Origin of the sequence: Treponema socranskii subsp. buccale (genome assembly GCF_024181585.1) — a bacterium.
GTDB lineage: Bacteria > Spirochaetota > Spirochaetia > Treponematales > Treponemataceae > Treponema_D > Treponema_D buccale.
Map to the genome: position 1 here is coordinate 1,899,875 of NZ_CP054258.1, position 17,759 is coordinate 1,917,633.

The 17,759-nt window shown below is 52.3% G+C and carries 12 protein-coding genes; 3 read left to right on the forward strand and 9 right to left on the reverse strand.

Annotated elements, in window-relative coordinates; translation table 11 throughout:
* The first annotated feature begins 323 nt into the window (after window positions 1-323).
* Window positions 324-956: an adenylate kinase gene (locus tag HRI97_RS08665; protein WP_253725074.1), complete on the forward strand. Its 633-nt coding sequence runs from the start codon at window positions 324-326 to the stop codon at window positions 954-956.
* A gap of 87 nt (window positions 957-1,043) precedes the next feature.
* Window positions 1,044-2,186 (forward strand): glycerate kinase family protein, encoded by a 1,143-nt coding sequence (locus tag HRI97_RS08670; RefSeq protein WP_253725075.1) that lies wholly within the window; start codon window positions 1,044-1,046, stop codon window positions 2,184-2,186.
* Window positions 2,187-2,459: 273 nt separating this feature from the next.
* Here the strand turns inward: HRI97_RS08670 and HRI97_RS08675 are convergent, their stop codons facing one another.
* Window positions 2,460-3,413 carry an L-lactate dehydrogenase gene (locus HRI97_RS08675; protein ID WP_253725076.1) on the reverse strand — a complete coding sequence of 318 codons (954 nt, stop codon included), beginning with the start codon at window positions 3,411-3,413 and terminating at the stop codon, window positions 2,460-2,462.
* Between the two features lie 648 nt (window positions 3,414-4,061).
* Between HRI97_RS08675 and murJ the strand changes: the two genes are divergently transcribed.
* A complete protein-coding gene (murJ, locus tag HRI97_RS08680) occupies window positions 4,062-5,669 on the forward strand; it encodes a murein biosynthesis integral membrane protein MurJ (RefSeq protein ID WP_253725077.1) in 1,608 nt (535 codons plus the stop codon).
* A gap of 144 nt (window positions 5,670-5,813) precedes the next feature.
* On the opposite strand, the gene HRI97_RS08685 is transcribed toward murJ, so the two are convergent.
* The 8 genes from HRI97_RS08685 to HRI97_RS08720 form a co-directional block, all read right to left on the reverse strand.
* A complete protein-coding gene (locus HRI97_RS08685; protein WP_253725078.1) occupies window positions 5,814-7,313 on the reverse strand; it encodes a carbon starvation CstA family protein in 1,500 nt (499 codons plus the stop codon).
* 551 nt (window positions 7,314-7,864) lie between these two features.
* Window positions 7,865-8,233, reverse strand: a complete 369-nt coding sequence (locus tag HRI97_RS08690) for a metal-dependent transcriptional regulator (RefSeq protein WP_180485503.1) — start codon at window positions 8,231-8,233, stop codon at window positions 7,865-7,867.
* Window positions 8,234-8,345: 112 nt separating this feature from the next.
* Complete coding sequence (ilvB, locus tag HRI97_RS08695) at window positions 8,346-10,055, reverse strand: biosynthetic-type acetolactate synthase large subunit (protein WP_253725079.1); 1,710 nt, start codon at window positions 10,053-10,055, stop codon at window positions 8,346-8,348.
* Between the two features lie 82 nt (window positions 10,056-10,137).
* Complete coding sequence (gene ilvD, locus HRI97_RS08700) at window positions 10,138-11,817, reverse strand: dihydroxy-acid dehydratase (RefSeq protein WP_253727312.1); 1,680 nt, start codon at window positions 11,815-11,817, stop codon at window positions 10,138-10,140.
* A gap of 198 nt (window positions 11,818-12,015) precedes the next feature.
* The gene (locus tag HRI97_RS08705) at window positions 12,016-13,590 is read right to left on the reverse strand and encodes a leucine-rich repeat domain-containing protein (RefSeq protein WP_253725080.1); all 1,575 of its coding nucleotides are present in this window, start codon (window positions 13,588-13,590) and stop codon (window positions 12,016-12,018) included.
* 97 nt (window positions 13,591-13,687) lie between these two features.
* The gene (locus HRI97_RS08710) at window positions 13,688-14,950 is read right to left on the reverse strand and encodes an alcohol dehydrogenase catalytic domain-containing protein (RefSeq protein ID WP_253725081.1); all 1,263 of its coding nucleotides are present in this window, start codon (window positions 14,948-14,950) and stop codon (window positions 13,688-13,690) included.
* 12 nt (window positions 14,951-14,962) lie between these two features.
* Window positions 14,963-16,300, reverse strand: a complete 1,338-nt coding sequence (locus HRI97_RS08715; protein ID WP_253725082.1) for a sn-glycerol-1-phosphate dehydrogenase — start codon at window positions 16,298-16,300, stop codon at window positions 14,963-14,965.
* A gap of 83 nt (window positions 16,301-16,383) precedes the next feature.
* A complete protein-coding gene (locus HRI97_RS08720; RefSeq protein WP_253725083.1) occupies window positions 16,384-17,694 on the reverse strand; it encodes a sn-glycerol-1-phosphate dehydrogenase in 1,311 nt (436 codons plus the stop codon).
* Window positions 17,695-17,759 lie beyond the last annotated feature (65 nt).

Genomic DNA, 17,759 nt, shown 5'->3' on the forward strand with positions numbered 1-17,759 from the left:
GTGTACTCTTTCAGTTTGCACGCACTTAATATTTTACTTCCCTTATTATAATTGATATTCGTCACACTGACAATGAGTTCGAGGCTCGGTTTTTCGGGCGCCGTTATAAAAGCGTCGGACAGACGGGGCGTTGCGGGGTGTCCCCGCAGGAAGGGGCAGCGCGCAACGGAGTGCGCGCGAGGGGAAGGCTTTCCCCCTTTAAAATCTATTTTATAGATAAAACAATTTCCATGCGGGATACGCGTGTACCCTAGACGTATTTTACATGAGCGGTTAAAATAAATATGCATAATTCAAAACGCATATACAGCACAGGGGTAATTATGAATTTCATCTTTTTAGGGCCTCCGGGAGCGGGCAAAGGCTCTCTCGCCGTCAAAGTCGCACGAGAGTACAAGATTCCGCATATTTCGACGGGCGATATTTTCCGCGCAGCGATCAAAAATCAAACGGAACTCGGGAAAAAAGTCAAAAGCATCATCGACTCGGGCGGCTTGGTCAGCGACGATATCACATGCGCGCTCGTAAAAGAACGGCTCGAAGCGGACGACACGCAAGGCGGCTTTATCCTCGACGGATTTCCGCGTACCCTCGCACAGGCCGAAGCGTTTACGAAAATCTGCGACGACGTAAGGGTCGTCAATTTCGTTATCAAAGATGAAGAAGTCATCAAGCGCCTTTCGACGCGGCGCGTCTGCAAAAAATGCGGAACGAACTTCAACGTGCTCACGCTGCCGCCGAAAAAAGAAGGCGTCTGCGACAACTGCGGCGGCGAACTCTATCAGCGGGACGACGATAAACAGGAATCGATTTTGCACCGCATAGACGTATACCGCGAACAGACCGAACCGCTTATCGATTTTTACCGCACGAGGGGAAAGCTCACCGACATAGACGGCGCCGTTCAAACGGCACAGTTATTAAACGAATTCAAAAAAGCGTTTCCGAAAAAATGATGTCCGCCGTGTCGCACGGCATCCTATGCAGCGGTGTGCGCTGCAAATTGTACGTAAAAATGGACAGCAGCCTAAGGAGGCGATGCAATGAAAAAAATCGTACTGATCCCCGATTCATTTAAAGGCACGATGAGTTCCGCAGAGATATGCGGCATCATGGAAAAAGCGATAAAAAAATTTTATCCCGAAACGAACGTCATACGCATTCCCGTTGCAGATGGCGGTGAAGGCAGCGTAGACGCCTTTCTCACCGCAGTCGGCGGAAAAAAAATCACCGTATCCGCGGACGATCCCTATTTTAACAAAATGGATGCGTTTTACGGAAAGCTTTCCGACGGAAAAACGGGCGTCATCGAAATGGCTGCCTGCGCGGGGCTTCCCCTCGTCGAAGACAGGCGCAATCCCGAAAAGACGACGACGTTCGGAGTGGGCGCTCTCATTCTTCGCGCAATCGAAGACGGCTGTACGAAACTCATCATGGGGCTCGGAGGAAGCGCGACGAACGACGGCGGCTGCGGAGCGGCTGCGGCATGCGGCGTAAAGTTTATCGATAAAACCGGAAAAGAATTCATTCCGACGGGCGGCACGCTCTGCGACATCGAACATATCGACTCGTCCGGTTTGCATCCATCGCTCAAGGGCATCGAAATCGTTACGATGTGCGACATCGACAATCCGCTCTACGGAGAGACGGGAGCCGCATACGTTTTCGGTCCGCAAAAGGGCGCCGACGAAAAAGCGGTACAAAGGCTCGATTCGGGACTCCGCAGCCTCGCCCGAATCGTCGAACGCGATCTGCACAAAGACGCTGCTCTCATGCCCGGCGCGGGAGCTGCCGGCGGCATGGGCTACGGCATGAACGTATTTTTCGATTCAAAGCTGCAGATGGGTATCGAAACGGTGCTCGACACGGTGAAATTCGACGAACTCGTCAAAGACGCGGACTGCGTTTTTTCGGGCGAAGGAAAAATCGACACGCAGAGCCTGCGCGGAAAAGTCGTCATCGGCATCGCGCGCCGTACGAAAAAGGCGGGAGTGCCGCTCATCGCGGTCGTCGGCGATATCGGAGACGACATCGAAGCGGCCTACGACACGGGCGTATCGGCAGTCTTCAGCATAAACCGTGTCGCAGTCGACTACAGCCGCGCAAAGCTTCGCGCCAAAAGCGATCTTCGGCTCACGGTCGAAAACATCATGCGCTTTATCGAATGCATAAAAGCGCGAGCCTGAAAGCCGTCCGTCAACAAGCGGAGCATCAAATTTCCGCACGAACAAACAGTAAAATATTTTTCGGAGCGGACGGTCGGAAGAACCGGCTGCTCCGGATTCGCTCACGCTCATGGGGCTGTCGAAAAAGTAACCGACTTTAGAGACAGCCCCGCATTCGCGGCGCACGCCGCGAATGGGTGTCCTGCGCATCCGGGCTGAGCGTATTTTGAAAACACTGCCGTTTTTTAGTATCGAGTGCCTCTAAAAACTCGGCTGGATTTTAGAGATTCTCTATTACAGACACACCGATTCGTCGATGACTTTTTTAAGCGTCCCCGCCGACTGCAAAAGCGCTTCCCTTTCTTTTTCATCGAGTTCGAGCGGCACCTGCGTTTCCACTCCATCCTTTCCGACGACAGCGGGCATACTCAGCGCAACACCTTCGATTCCGAAAGCGCCGTGTTGTATCGTCGATACCGGCAAAATCGATTTTTCGTCGCGGCTGATCGCCTGACAGATGCGCCTGACCGCCATCGCCACGCCGTAATACGTCGCTTTCTTTTTTTCGATGATTTCGTACGCGCTGTTTTTGACCTCTTCGGCGATCCTGCGCATGGAATCTTCATGTTCGTGAAAACCCCGCATATCGCAAAAGCGGTCGAGCTTGATGCCCGAAACGTTCGCACAGCTCCACGCGGCGATTTCGCTGTCTCCGTGTTCACCTATGATAAAGGCGTGGACGCTTCTACTGTCGACGCTCAAGTGTTCGCCCAAAAGATATTTCAGCCGCGCCGTATCGAGAACGGTACCCGAACCGAACACACGGTTTTCCGGCAACCCCGAAAGCTTTACCGCCGTATACGTTAAAATATCGACGGGATTTGCGACGATGAGCAGTACGCCCTGAAAATCCCGTTTTGCGATTTCCGGAATAATCGATTTGAAAATCGCAACGTTCTTTTTTACGAGATCGAGCCGCGTCTCTCCCGGCTTTTGCCCCGCGCCCGCCGTCACGACGACGATCGACGCATCGCGTATGTCGTCGTATGAGCCCGCATATATTTTCATCGGACTTGCAAAGGGAAGCCCGTGGCTTATGTCGAGCGCTTCGCCTTCGGCTTTATTTTGATCCGCATCGATTAAAACCATTTCCGAATACAGACCGCTTTCCATCAATGCGAACGCCGACGATGCGCCGACAAATCCGCATCCGATAACACCTATTTTTCTCGCGTTGACAACACTCATAGTTACCGCTCCTTACAGCTTCGATTTCGATCGTAATAGATTTCATTTATATAGGTTCAATTTCGAGTTTCCTAAAACTCGAAATTTTCCAACTGTTTCGCCCATCGTCAGAATGGCGAGTTTGGAAAACAAATAAAACTATGTTTTCGGCGAGGTTCCGGCTGCGTGCCGCTTTGAGCGTTAAGCTTACGGAAGCCCGCCCCAGAAGCTCGACCGCGGCTAAGCGGACAGGTTCTCGCCGAAAGCACAGCGTTATGGGTTGATACTTTCCAAACTCGACATTTGACCATATAATAAATATAGCGAAAAAATCACCGTCCGTGTACTGAAAACGTTACCGGGACAAGCGCACCGGAAATGGGTACTTAGAAAAGAAGCGCGTACTTACATAAAAAAGGCGGAACGCGAGGCAGCGGAACTGCCGCCGAGCCGCTCTGACCGATGGCAAGCAATCTCTTTGTAAAAAGAGATTGCGCAGTCCGATTCCGATTACGGTCTGCCGCGGCGAACGGCAGGGCTGCTGCCGGGAGTGCAGCCGATTTTTTACATTATACGCTATTTTTTAGAAAATATAGTTTCCGGTGCGCTTGCCCTGTGAATAAGCGCGGCACATTGCACAAGCGGCGCTTCTTGCGCTATGCTTAACGAATGACGGAAACAAAATCGCATTCACTCGTACGCTCCGGCATTCACCTTTCGGTCGTCACGCTTTTATCGCGCATACTCGGTCTCGTGCGCGAAATGACAAAGGCGGCTTTTCTCGGAACCGGAGCGATAGCGGACGCATTCGGTATCGCATTTCAACTGCCGAATCTCTTTCGAAGGCTCTTCGCGGAAAACAGCGTTTCCGTCGCCTTCATTCCGACTTTCCGCTCATACGTCGAAGACATTTCGTCCGACGCCGACAGAAAAAAAACGCAGGACTTTATCTCATCGACGCTTACCCTCGTCACGTTTTTGACGGGAACGGTCACCGCTTTGGGTATCGTCTTTACGCCCGCGATTATTAAAGTATTTTACGGCAGCACGGATGCGGCGACAATGCCGGAAGCGGTGCTTCTCACGCGTATCATGTTTCCCTATCTCGCCGTCGTTTCCGTCGCCGCTCTCTTTCAGGGAATCTTAAACGGCGTCGGCGTTTTCACTCCGTCGGGCTTCGCTCCCGTTTTGTTCAACGCCGTCGTCATCGCTCTCACGTACATACTCGCCCCATATACGGCGAACCCCGCACGCGCTATGGCGGCAGGCGTCATCGCAGGCGGCTTTTCGCAAATGCTCTTTCAACTGCCCTTCGTACTGCGAACAAAGTGGCGCGTTTCGTTCGCATCGCTTAAAAGCGCGTTTACGAATCCCGGCACGAAACGCGTCATGCTCCTCGTCCTTCCGACCGTAGTCGGTATGGCCGCATACCAGATAAACGACGTCGTATCGAGCACGCTCGCAAAGCGCGCGGGCATCGGCATATACGCGAGCCTGCAATATTCGCTTCGGCTGCAGGAATTGATTTTAGGCATATTCGCCGTGTCGATCGGTTCGGTCATTTTGCCGGACATGTCCGCGCTTGCGCAAAAAAAACGGTGGGACGATTTTACGGCGCTGCTTATCCGCGCTGTAAAAATCATCACGCTGATAGCGCTTCCGGTTACGTTTTATTCGCTTATCTGCGGAAAGGAAATCATTTCGCTCGTCTATAAAACGAAAAACTTTACCGACGAATCGGTAGCGATGACGCTTTCGGTATTTCGCTTTCACATGATCGGTCTCGTCTTTATCGCGCAAAACCGCGTTTTGTCTCCGTCGTTTTACGCGCAAAAAAATACCGTGCTTCCGACGCTCGCGGGCATTTTCAATTTCGCCGTCAATATCGCGCTCGCTTCCCTTTTCGTCGGACGTATGAAGGGAGCCGGCATCGCGCTCGCCCTTTCGATCGCAAGCTTTGCGAATACCGTTTTTTTATGCGCCGCGCTTCCGCGTTTGCGCTCCGTCGATACCAAAAAGATTATTAAATCGTCGGTATTGTATGAATTGAAAATAATAATTTTTTCACTCGCCGCCTCTCTTCCCGTCCATATCGTCCGACCGCGCCTCGTATCTTTTTTTGCAGGGCACGGCCGCGTCGTTTCGGACGGAAGCGTCGTCGCCGTTTCCGCGCTCCTCTTCGCCGCAATAGGCATCGCGCTTCTTACACTCACGCGGGATGAAATCGCAAAAGCCGCTTGGGAAAAATTCTTCAAACGTCGGCACGCTTTACGGTAACTATCATAAAGGAAACTATTGCAGTCGGCTTTAATACTCTTTGGTACGTGCGGTATATGAGATAACCGTCCGCACGAATAAAAAACCGCCCGACGCCATCGCTGACGTTCCGGGCGGTTTTTTACGCGTTCTGCGCACTACGATTTATTTGCGGCCGATAATCGTTTTATTTTGCAGTTCGAGGCTGTGTTTCGGATTCAAATAAATTCTGAACATAAACAGGAAGAGGAAAACGACCGCAAAGACGATGCCGACCGCATAGGAAATCGTAATACCCGTCTGTCCGAGCCGCACGAGATTGAAACACTCCGGCGCATAGCAGAGATAGGTAATCGATACGGCGGACATAAAGGTTGCGGGAACCGCGGCAATCCAACAGCGGTTTCTGTTCGGATAATTCGTCGCAAGGTACGCCGCTCCCGCCCACAATACGATCATCGCGAGCGTTTGGTTCGACCACGAAAAATACCGCCAGACGATACCGTATTTGATCCACGAAATGCCGTAGCCGATCAAAAGCAGCGGAGTCGCAATCGAAAGGCGAATTTTAAGATCCTTTTCGTTGAGCTTAAACCAATCGAAGATAACCATACGCGCGCTGCGGAACGCGGTATCGCCTGACGTGATCGGACAGACGATAACGCCGATAAGCGCGATCGCCCCGCCGACTTTTCCGAGAAGCCCCGTGCAGATAGCGTATACCGATTTCGAGTTTCCGCCGCCCAGTTCGAGCATCGCTTTCAAGCCCGTACCGGCACCGTCTTTATTCCAGAAAAACGCGATTGCGGCAGACGCCCAAATCATCGCAATGATGCCTTCCGCAACCATCGCTCCGTAAAATACTCTGCGGCCGTCTTTTTCGTTCCGTATCGTGCGCGAAACGATCGGCGACTGCGTCGCGTGGAAACCGGATATGGCGCCGCAGGCGACCGTGATGAACATAAGCGGCCAAATCGGTTTTTGCGTTGCCGCGGGATAGAGGTTTTCAAGCGTAATTTCCATCATCGGGCGGACGCCGTTGTTTATCATCGTCGCAACCGAAACGCCGACCGCCATAAGTATGAGGAAGAGGCCGAAAATCGGATAGAAGCGCGCGATGACTTTATCGACGGGAAGCAGCGTTGCAAGGAAATAGTAGACGAGGATTATCACCGTCCATACTTTTACGTTGAGCCATTCCGGCGTCAAAAGCGCGAGCAAGCCTGCCGGCCCTACCATAAAGACGACGCCGACCATGACGAGCAAAACGACGCTGAATATGCGCATGACAGTCATCATGACGGGACCCAAATATTTTCCCGTGATCTCCGAAATACTCGCGCCGTCGTTTCGTACGGACAGCATACCCGAAAGATAATCGTGCACCGCTCCGGCAAAAATCGTACCGCCGACGATCCAGAGGTAGACGCTCGGCCCCCACAACGCGCCCGAAATCGCGCCGAAAATCGGCCCGAGACCGGCGATGTTCAAAAGCTGAACGAGGAACGCGCGCGGCGTCGAAATCGGAACGTAGTCGATACCGTCAGGATTTGCCATGGCGGGCGTCGGCCGATTCGCATCGGGCTGAAACACTTTTTCGACAAGCGTTCCGTACACGAAATACCCTGCTATAAGCAGACCGATACATAGAAAGAAAGAAACCATACATCCTCCCTAAAAACCTTCGAAAACCCTGCGGCAAAGCTTTCAGCAAAGCGCACATCCCGAAAAATTTTTAGCCGTGCGCGTAGTTCACAACGAAGAACTCTGCTCCGACACTTCGAGCGAGCGCACACTTTACATAATAAATAAGTAATACGATTTTACGTGCAGATCGCGACAGCGCTTTACGCAAAATCGAGATAAAGTCGGCACCGGGCACCGATCTTTATCGTCCGACATACAACCGCCATCCAAATCGTAAGTGTAACAGGTACAACTTAGACACAATCAGTATACACCTTCTTCCGCAATTTGTAAAACAAAAAATTTATAAAACAAACCATGAAAAAATACCGAAATAAAAAGCGGAAAACCGTTTCAGCAAAAAATAATTTAAATCGACAGGGACATACGGACGAAACGTATCGGCTATCCCGCCCTTTGCGGCTCGCTCACGCTCGGCGTCCTCGCTCCGCTGCGGTCGCTGCCTGCAGCCCCGCGCCGGGCGGGCGTAGGCGAAACACGCAGCTTATCCGGTACAGTTGCTCTGTACATTATTTTTTATTTTTTTTCATCCACTTTTCGATACCCGAAACGATATCCGCATCGATATCGTGTTCGACGCGGCACGCGTTTTCTTCCGCCTGCTCTTTGGAGACGCCGGTGATCTTTGCAAAAAAATCGGTGAGCAGACGATGGCGGGAATACACGTTCGTCGCTTTTTCAAGCCCCTTTTTCGTAAATTCGAGTTCCGTGCCTTCGCTGTCTTCGAGATAGCCGTCCCGCTTCAATATGCCGACCGCCCTGCTCACGCTCGGTTTGGAAACGCCGAGCTTTTTTGCGACATCGACCGAGTGAACCGTACCTTTGGCTTCTTTGACTCTGAGGATCGCTTCGAGATAATCTTCACCGGACTCGTACATATTGCCTCCGTTTCCGTCACTATACGACACACTTAGTATACCGCATATATCGATTAATTGCCACGTTTAAAATGCCGTATTTTAAAAAGCATCGTCCGAACGGTACGGCGTTTTACAGGTCGATGTCCATCATAATGCGGTCGACGGATTTTCCCGGCGGAATCATCGGAAGCACCATTTCATCTTTGTCGATCGCAGCGTCGATCACAGCGGGCTTTCCGGAAGCGAGCGCCGCATCGAACGCTTTTTTGAATTCCGCTTCGCTCGTAACGCGGACACCTGCCACACCGTAAGCGTCGGCGAGCTTTACGAAGTCGGGCGCGAAGTCGAGCGTCGTCGCGCTGTATCGCTTTTCGTAAAAGAGCGTCTGCCATTGGCGGACGTTTCCGAGCGCACCGTTATTGAAAACAACGATGATAATCGGAAGACCGTAGTGACTTATCGTCGCGAGCTCGTTGCAGTTCATACGGAACGAACCGTCGCCTGCAAAGTGCACGACGGTTTTATCGGGATTTGCAAATTGCGCGCCGATCGCGGCTCCCGTGCCGAATCCCATCGTCCCCAATCCTCCCGACGTAAGAAAGGTACGCGGTTTTTCAAAGCGATAAAAGAGCGCCGTCCACATTTGATGCTGCCCCACTTCCGTCGTAATGATCGTGTCCGGGGGGACACTGCCGTTGACGTATTCGAAAATCGATTTCGGAGAAAGCTTGCCGCTTCGTTTCCGGCTTCGAGGAACTTCGGTTTTCCATTCGTCTATCTTCGCGTTCCACTCGGACGCTTTCCTTTTTTCGACGAGCGGCACGAGGCGCGAAAGCGCATCCTTTATACTTCCGACGAGAGAATCGACGACAGCGATGTTTTTGTTCACTTCGGCGGGATCGATGTCGATCTGCATGATCTTCGCCCTTCCCGCAAAACGTTTCGGATCGCCTATGACGCGGTCGCTGAAACGCGTACCTATCGCAAGCAAAAGGTCGCACCTATCGACGGCCGTGTTCGACGCCTTCGTCCCGTGCATGCCGATCATTCCCGTCGAAAGCGCGTGCGTATTCGGAAACGCGGACTTCCCCATAAGGCTCATCGAAACGGGGATCTGCGCTTTTTCGGCGAGCGCTTTAAGTTCTTCGCACGCATCCGATATGATCACCCCCCCTCCCGCGTAGATAAAGGGACGCTCCGACGCATTGATGAGCGAGGCGAGTTTATCGATTTTTTCGTCGGGAATATCGCATACCGTCATAATGCGGTGCAGACTCGCTTTGCGCTTCGAAAATTGCACATCGGGAGAAGCATCTGCGGAAACGTAATCGCAGGAGGCTGCCGTAACGTCTTTCGGAATATCGATGAGCACGGGACCGGGTCGCCCCGTCTTTGCGATAAAAAACGCTTCGCGTATCGTGTCGGCAAGCTGTCGGACATCGCGCACGATAAAATTGTGCTTGGTGATCGGCATCGTCACGCCCGTGATATCGATTTCCTGAAAGCTGTCTTTACCGAGCAGCGGCGTTATGACGTTGCACGTGATCGCGACGATCGGAACCGAATCCATGTACGCCGTCGCGATGCCCGTGACGAGATTCGTCGCGCCCGGCCCGCTTGTCGCCATGACGACGCCGACTTTGCCGCTCGAACGCGCATAGCCGTCGGCTGCATGAGAAGCGCCCTGTTCGTGAGCGGTGAGAATGTGGCGCAGACGATTCTTATTTTTATACAGTTCGTCGTAAATATTGAGGATCGCCCCTCCGGGGTAGCCGAAAACGGTATCGACCCCCTGTTCGATAAGGCATTCTATGACAATTCGCGCACCGGTATAGTTCATCAATCATCCCTTTATTAAATTTCGGTTTCGTATGCTGCGCACGTCGTGCCGCCGGCAAAAGTGCGCAGACGCGCACAAAGGGTCACTGTAAAATCGCACCTTTGTCCGCGGACGATACGAGCTTTGCGTAGCGGACGAGGTAGCCTTCCGTCGCTTTCGGAGGCGGAGCTTTCCATTCGGTCTTTCGCTTTTGAAGCTCTTCGTCGCTCACTTCGAGCTTGATCGTATACGCGTTTATGTCGAGCGTGATTTTATCGCCTTCGTGCACGAGCGCTATCGGCCCGCCGACGGCCGCTTCGGGAGAACAGTGTCCGAGAGACGCGCCGCGCGTTGCGCCGCTGAATCGCCCGTCGGTGATGAGCGCGACGTCTTTGTCGAGATCCTGCCCCGCAAGAGCTGCGGTAACGGCGAGCATTTCGCGCATGCCCGGCCCGCCTTTCGGTCCTTCGTAACGGATGACGACGACGTCGCCGGGTTTAATGTCGCGCCTCTGCACCGCCGCCATCGCGTCTTTTTCGTCGTCGAATACGCGGGCAGGTCCCGTATGCTTCATCAATTCCTTTGCGCAGGCGCTCCGCTTTACGACCGTGCCGTCGGGCGCGAGGTTGCCGAACAAAACGGCGATACCGCCGTTGGACGAAAACGGATTTTCGATCGGCCGAATCACCGAAGGATTTCTGTTGACGGCGTTTTTAATATTTTCCGCGATCGTCTTTCCGGTAACCGTGATCAAATCGGTTTTTATCAATCGTTTTTTTGCAAGCTCCGCGAGCACCGCTTCAACGCCGCCCGCGTCGTCGAGTTCGTTCATAAACGTGTGACCGGCCGGAGCGAGGTGACAGAGGTTCGGAGTTACTTCGCTGATATCGTTTATCATGTGCAGATCGATCGCGACGCCCGCTTCGTGCGCGATCGCCGGAACGTGGAGCACCGTATTGCTCGAACAGCCGAGCGCCATATCCGCCGTGAGCGCGTTGCGAAACGAAGCGGGCGTCATCATGGCGCGTGCGGTGATCCCCTTGTCAAACATTTCCATAACCTGCATGCCCGCTTTTTTTGCGAGGGCTATGCGCCGCCCGGTCACCGCGGGAATCGTCCCGTTTCCGGGAAGCCCGAGACCGAGCACTTCGGTAAGACAATTCATGCTGTTCGCCGTAAACATACCCGAACACGCACCGCAGCCGGGACAGGCGCGCTCTTCGAGCTCTTTGAGCTGCGCCTCGTCGATTTTTCCCGCAGCGACGGCGCCGACGGCTTCAAACATATCGCTTAAACTCAAACCCTTTGCCGCGTACGGATTCGAAGAATCGGTTACATGGCCGGGCATCATCGGGCCGCCTGAAACGACGACCGTCGGAAGGTTGAGGCGGGCTGCCGCCATAAGCATGCCGGGAACGATTTTATCGCAGTTCGGGATAAGCACGAGCGCGTCGAACTGGTGCGCTTTCGCAACACATTCGATCGAATCGGCGATAAGCTCGCGCGTTACGAGAGAGTATTTCATCCCCTCGTGCCCCATCGCGATACCGTCGCATACGCCGATCGACGGAAATTCTATCGGCGTACCGCCAGCCATGCGGACGCCCGCCTTTGCAGCTTCGGCGATACGGTCGAGTTCGAAGTGTCCCGGAATGATTTCGTTTTTCGCACAGCATACGCCGACGAGCGGACGACGCAATTCTTCGTCCGTATATCCCATCGCATAAAACAGCGAACGATGCGGCGCACGTTCCATACCTTTTTTTGCATTATCGCTTTTCATCTGTGCCATTGTACACCTCCGTCGGACGGAATAAAATACCGATCTATCCTAATCCATCGAGGCGATACTAGTCAAGAGATTTTTAAACAAATATTTCAGATATTTAGTATAATTAATTAACGCTGGAACAAGCATTCGGGCTACATACAGCTTCGCCTATTGCAATTTTTACACGTATAAAAAGCTTTCAACCGCAACTTACGCCGAATAATTATCCTGCAGCATCAGTTTGATGAGCTTCGTTTCGGGATTTCCCGCACGCTCGTTCGTGCATTCGATTTGATCCCGCTCAAGGCTGATTCCGGCAAGAGACGCAAAATGTTCGGCATCTCCGGAAAGGAGCGACATTTTCGAAGCGCTGCACGCGTATACCGTGTTGCGTTCGGCAATAAAGCCGGCAAAGAGATGAGCGAATTCATCGTTTCCGAACGGAAGCCCGTAATACATAAAAATCTTTGAATACTTGCGGATCGCCGCGATCCGACGCGAGCAGTTTTCAAGCGCTTTCGAAAAGTGTCCGCTCCCGGATGAATCGAGCACGAGTCCTTCGGCAAACACGTAGAGGCCGTCGTTCCAATCGCTTCTGCCGTCCGGATTCGAAAGATCGATACATTCGTATTTTTTTGCCGCATCCGCGATGCGCTTCAAAAGCGAATCGCCCGAAACCGAACATTCGTGTTCCTGAGCGCTTGCGGAAGCGGTTATATCGGCCGGCGTATTTTGCCGGAGGATATCGCTTTCAGCGACGAGCAGATTGAGTTCGTCCTGAGAAATAGGCTTAAATCCGTCGTCGGCCGTCTCCGTATTTTCCGATTTGATTTCGGAAGCCTTTTTGAAAATTTCATCGACACTTGCTTGATCGATATTCGCCATCGTTTTTTTCTCCATTACATCGTTCGGTTCGGTATTATTAAATTTATGAATTTCGATTTCATCCGGTACGTCTTCCGATATTTCGCTCCGATCGTTTTCTACGGTATCCGAATTATCGGATTTTTTTAAAAATTTTGCAACCGCCCCTTCCGATACATCCTGCGCCTCGACACCGTCTTCCGCTGTGCGCAAACTTTCTTCATATCGGTCGATTTCGGGCGTCCCGCCGTTTTTTTGCTCGTCGGTGCGTAATTCGTCTTCCGCCGATTTTATCAATTTTGCCGCAGCCTTTTCAAAATCGCAGGGACGGAGCACGATGACGGCATCCTTACGGCGATAGAGACAGCCGTCCTTTTCATCGACGTAAAAAACATCGTTATCTTCCGAAATGCGGATATGACGGAGCGAGGAGCAGCCGGCGAAAGCACCCGCTTCGAGCGTTTTGAGCGAAGAAGGCAATACAACGGCGGCAAGTTTCGTACAGTCGGCAGCGGCGCCGCTTTTGATCCGCTCGACGGTATCGGGCACGATAAGCGACGTCAGCGACGTGCAATACGAAAAAACATCTTCCGAAAGCTCCGTGAGACCGGCGCGAAACGGAATCGATTTTAACGATGAACAGCCGGAAAAAGCCGCACGCCCGATCGAATCGATTTCGGGCGGCATAATAATTTTTTCAAGAGAAGAGCAGCCTTCAAAGAGCCGGTCGGGAATCGAACGGAGAGAAGCCGAAAGCTTTATCTTTTTAAGCGAAGCACAGCCGGAAAAAAGCGATGCCGGTACGACCGTAACGGAATCGGGAATATCGACAGCTTCAATAGACGCTGCAGGAATAAACGAAACGACTGCAGTACGGTCATCCGAAAGCAACAATCCGCTTCTTTCAGTACCACCTCTCATACCGGTATAATAACCCGAATACCGGATCTTGTAAATTACAAAAGGAATCCGTACCGTTACCGCCGAAATTGTTTTATACTGCTGCCGCTGAAATCGCTTAACGTTCGTTATTCCAATTGGCAAGCAAATACTTTTCCGCCTCCGCATTCCACAGTCCCTTGTGAGCGTCTACGATATCGGCAAGCCGGCAAAAACGGGAATCGTTCACTCCGAGAGAACGGAAATCCTCGATCGCCGTGAGAGGGAGATCGAGATGCGTATAGATCAGTTTTTTGCCGCCCGGTATTTTCGGAAGTTCAAGCGTTGTCTTTACGGCGCTTGCAAGACCGCCTATATGCGTAACCATCACTGCAGGCTCGAGCGTTCCTTCTTCCGTCATGCGAAGCGATTCTCTCATGTCGCTTACATTGCCGCCCGTCGTCCCGATAATATGCGTTGCATTATAATGGACGTCATAAAAATTTATGTCGGCACAAAAATTTTTGTCGGTCGGGCCTGCGAAAAAATTCAAACAACCGTCGCGTCCCAAAACGGCGGAACCGAGCGACAGTACGGAAGCCACGGGGGCAAAACAAAACACATCGTCGAAGCCTTCAGGCGCATAGCGTTTAAGCTGCCCTGCTGGATCAGGGCTGCCGTTTGTATTGATTATTTCGACCTGCACACCGAGTTTTTTCATTTCTGCTTCGGGGAAAATTTTCTTTGCGCGCGCTATGCGTTTTTCATCGATATCGGTAAGCACGATGAGCGACGGCCGTCTGTCGCAGTGAACGGCATACATCAATGCGCCGAGTCCCATGGGGCCCGCCGCAGCAAGCAGCGCGAGCTTTCCGCCTTTTTTGATCCCCATTTCATGAGCGTATACTCCCATCTGCGTATGAAAGCACGCGTGAAAAGCGCCTATACAGCACGACATCGGTTCCGCAAGAGACGCTTCGAAATATGCGTCACCCTTATATTCGAGCAGGCAGTCAAGCTCCATAACTTCGTGCGGCAAAATACAGTACGTCGCATCGCCCCCGCAAAATTCATAGGAATATCCCGGCGACCACATTTCACCCTTGTAGTTGAGCGCCGGCTGGATCGTAAACTTCATACCGGGTTTAAAACGGGATGTATACTTTGAGCCGACTTCTATGATATCGCCGGCAAACTCATGCCCGATTATTGCCGGATGATCCGCAACATCGGGATGAACGCGCTTGTGTTTTGTTCCGAGTACGGCGCACTTATAGCTGGACATGCATATACTGTCGGAAACCACTTTTACGAGGATTTCATCGTCTTTAATGGGGGGAAGTTCAAACGTATCGAGACGTAAATCATTTGCACCGTGTATGCGCACCGCTTTTACCGGCATTTTAAAACCTCTCTATATATCAAAATAATTTTCCGAAACTTTCTGCAGTATGTCGTCAAGTTCGCCGATATCCCAAAGCAGGCGCGTTCCGACGTATTTGTCGCGGATATCTTTCGTGCATTTTACAAGCGTCGGAATATCGCGCGGGGCGACACCGAGTTCCGTAAGACGCAGGGGCATGCCGAGCGCTTTCATAGTATCTTCGATTTTCTGCGAAGGCGGAAGCATCTCTTTCATCACACTGCGCAATTCGAGCCACTTTTCGGCAATCTTTTTTATGCGTACTTTGTGCGAGGCTTTATCGTATTTGCGCTCTTTCGCTTCGAGCGCGATCATCGACTCGGCGGATTTTCCGACAAAGGCGCGCAGCGTTTTGCTCCATTCATCGTAATCGAAAGCGGCGACATATCGTTCGGCTTTTCCAATATCTATCGCATCGATCTTTTCGATTTCCTCATACAATTTCAGCGTATACAGCGTCCCGATGCCCGCTTGAATGCCGTGCAAATCCGCAGGAGTTCCGAAGACGAGATGCCGCATATCGATGATATGTGAAATATAGTGTTCCATGCCGCTCGCAGGCCTCGTAACGCCCGCATACGCCATCGCGCAGCCGGCAAGCAGGAGTCCGTCGGTCAATGACCGTACCGCATCTTCGTCCCCCGACAATAAACGAGGGGCGGCATCGAATACCTGTTGCAGTGCGCTTCGCAAAAGAGATGCGATTTTTTCGCAATAGTATTCGCCGGTGATGATGTGCGAAATCTTCCATTCCGTTACGCTGACGTACTTGGCAAGCATATCGCCGAATCCCGCCAAAATCATGCGCACGGGAGCATGTGCCAAAACGTCGATATCCGCAACGACGGAGTGCACCGTAGCGGACGGAAGCGATACTTTGAGCGACTGCACGTCCATCGATGAAGTCGGAGAAACCATACCGTCCATACTCGGCGCCGTCAAAACGAGGATATACGGACGTCCGCTCACGCGCGATACGAGCTTTGAAACGTCGTTGATGACCCCGCTCCCGACGGCGACGATACAATCGCAGAACGGGTCCCAAAACATCATAACACGCCCGAACGTTTCCTCCGTCGGCGCAAGCGGTTCGGTCGTTTCATATACATAGAATGAAAACGGTATGCCGGCATTTTTTAAAATATCCGAAACCGTATCGCCCGCCGCTTTTTTCGTATTTCCGTCCATTATAAGAAACGGCTTTTCGGCGCCGGCTTCACAAAGCAACGACGGAAGCGATGCGAGCGCACCTTTTTCGATTATTAATTTTTTTACGTCGCATACGTGTTTTTTCCCGCAGCCGCACGATCCGCCGTTATTCAATTCCATATCGTCACATCCTTTGCAAAAAATATCAGGACGCTGTGCCGGACGGCAAGCTCATCTTAAAAACAGCACGCTGCGGCAGCATATTAGGCTTTGTCCCATGTGCTGAAATAGCCGCCCGCCGGATCGATAATGCGCTCGATCATCGCATCAAACAGTCCCGTTTCGTACAGCAAATCGACAACAGTATATCGGTTCCGCATCATCTGAGCAACGCGCATACCGTATCGATGGTTTTCGCTCGACAGGCAAATATCACTCGGTTCGGTCGGACAGCCGGCCGTTTGAAACATCTCTTTCAGCTTTGCAAACGGGATAATCTGCCCTTCGATTTTTTGCAGCAGCTCATCCCACTTTGCCGCGATCGCAGATTGCCGTGCGGCGAGCGCATCTCCTTCCAAAAACTTTTTCCGGCATATTTCGATTTGTCTGTCCCGCACCGACGGCTCTCGGACAAAATGCGCGATCGATTTTTGCCGCTCTTCCCACGTTTCGGGTTTATACGATGCGGCCGCTTTTTCCACATCGCGTTTCGATAATTTTAATAATTCTTCCATAATTGCGGTAGTCGTCAGCGTACCGATCGCAACTTTAAAACCGTGAGAAGCTTCTTTACCGCCGACGGTGCAGCAACCGCGCATTTCCCATACGTGGCTCATAAGATGCTCGGCGCCGCTTGCCGGACGGGAATCGAAATACTCCTGCATCGCAAAACCGGTTTGAATGAGCCCTGTAAAAACGGCCGCGGCGGCGGCGGGATCCCGAGCGCGAAGTTTTGCAGGTTCGGAAATCGCGGCTTTAAGCGAGGGCTGTACCATATCCCATACACTTTCAACGATTTTTTCAATACCGAGCGCATCTGCAATAAGCCAATCCGCGCCCGCAGGGACTTTCGCCGCCAAATCGCCGTAACCTGCTGCGATCATATCGATCGGCGCATTCGACAAAATATCCGTATCTGCGACAACGAGAACGGGAGCGGGACACGGAAGCGTCGTCTTCAATCCGCGGTCGGTGATGGCCGCACCGTTGCTCGTAAAGCCGTCTACCGACGGTGCGGTTGCGATGCACATATACGGCCGCTCGCCTGCAACATAGGACGCCCGCTTGCACAGATCGTTGATCGTGCCGCTTCCGAGTGCAACGGCGATAGCGTCGGGCTTTTCTTCGAGCGCCCTCTGCACAGCCGAAACGTGCTCATCGTCCGCATATATCGTTTTTGCATCGAAACAATGACTGCTGCATTCGTCAAACCGGGAAACGACGATATCTTCGGCAAGGGCTTGCGTGTTCGTATCTTCTATGATTAAGGGTTTTTTACCCGGAAATTTTCTACGGAACGCTTCGGCAACTTCTCTCACCGCACCGCTTTTCATCAGCAGTTCGCTGCGTATCATATATACCTCGGTCGGATGTTAAATCTTGAAAATACCGGCTGACAAAGCCGCGCTTTCGGCGCCAA

What these genes read in the sequence shown, in the direction of transcription:
- ilvD (WP_253727312.1), bottom strand. Translation starts at nt 11,817, where the DNA reads ATGAAAAGCGATAATGCAAAAAAAGGTATGGAACGTGCGCCGCATCGT.
- HRI97_RS08690 (WP_180485503.1), bottom strand. Translation starts at nt 8,233, where the DNA reads ATGTACGAGTCCGGTGAAGATTATCTCGAAGCGATCCTCAGAGTCAAA.
- HRI97_RS08685 (WP_253725078.1), bottom strand. Translation starts at nt 7,313, where the DNA reads ATGGTTTCTTTCTTTCTATGTATCGGTCTGCTTATAGCAGGGTATTTC.
- HRI97_RS08720 (WP_253725083.1), bottom strand. Translation starts at nt 17,694, where the DNA reads ATGATACGCAGCGAACTGCTGATGAAAAGCGGTGCGGTGAGAGAAGTT.
- ilvB (WP_253725079.1), bottom strand. Translation starts at nt 10,055, where the DNA reads ATGAACTATACCGGTGCGCGAATTGTCATAGAATGCCTTATCGAACAG.
- murJ (WP_253725077.1), top strand. Translation starts at nt 4,062, where the DNA reads ATGACGGAAACAAAATCGCATTCACTCGTACGCTCCGGCATTCACCTT.
- HRI97_RS08670 (WP_253725075.1), top strand. Translation starts at nt 1,044, where the DNA reads ATGAAAAAAATCGTACTGATCCCCGATTCATTTAAAGGCACGATGAGT.
- HRI97_RS08665 (WP_253725074.1), top strand. Translation starts at nt 324, where the DNA reads ATGAATTTCATCTTTTTAGGGCCTCCGGGAGCGGGCAAAGGCTCTCTC.
- HRI97_RS08705 (WP_253725080.1), bottom strand. Translation starts at nt 13,590, where the DNA reads ATGAGAGGTGGTACTGAAAGAAGCGGATTGTTGCTTTCGGATGACCGT.
- HRI97_RS08710 (WP_253725081.1), bottom strand. Translation starts at nt 14,950, where the DNA reads ATGCCGGTAAAAGCGGTGCGCATACACGGTGCAAATGATTTACGTCTC.
- HRI97_RS08675 (WP_253725076.1), bottom strand. Translation starts at nt 3,413, where the DNA reads ATGAGTGTTGTCAACGCGAGAAAAATAGGTGTTATCGGATGCGGATTT.
- HRI97_RS08715 (WP_253725082.1), bottom strand. Translation starts at nt 16,300, where the DNA reads ATGGAATTGAATAACGGCGGATCGTGCGGCTGCGGGAAAAAACACGTA.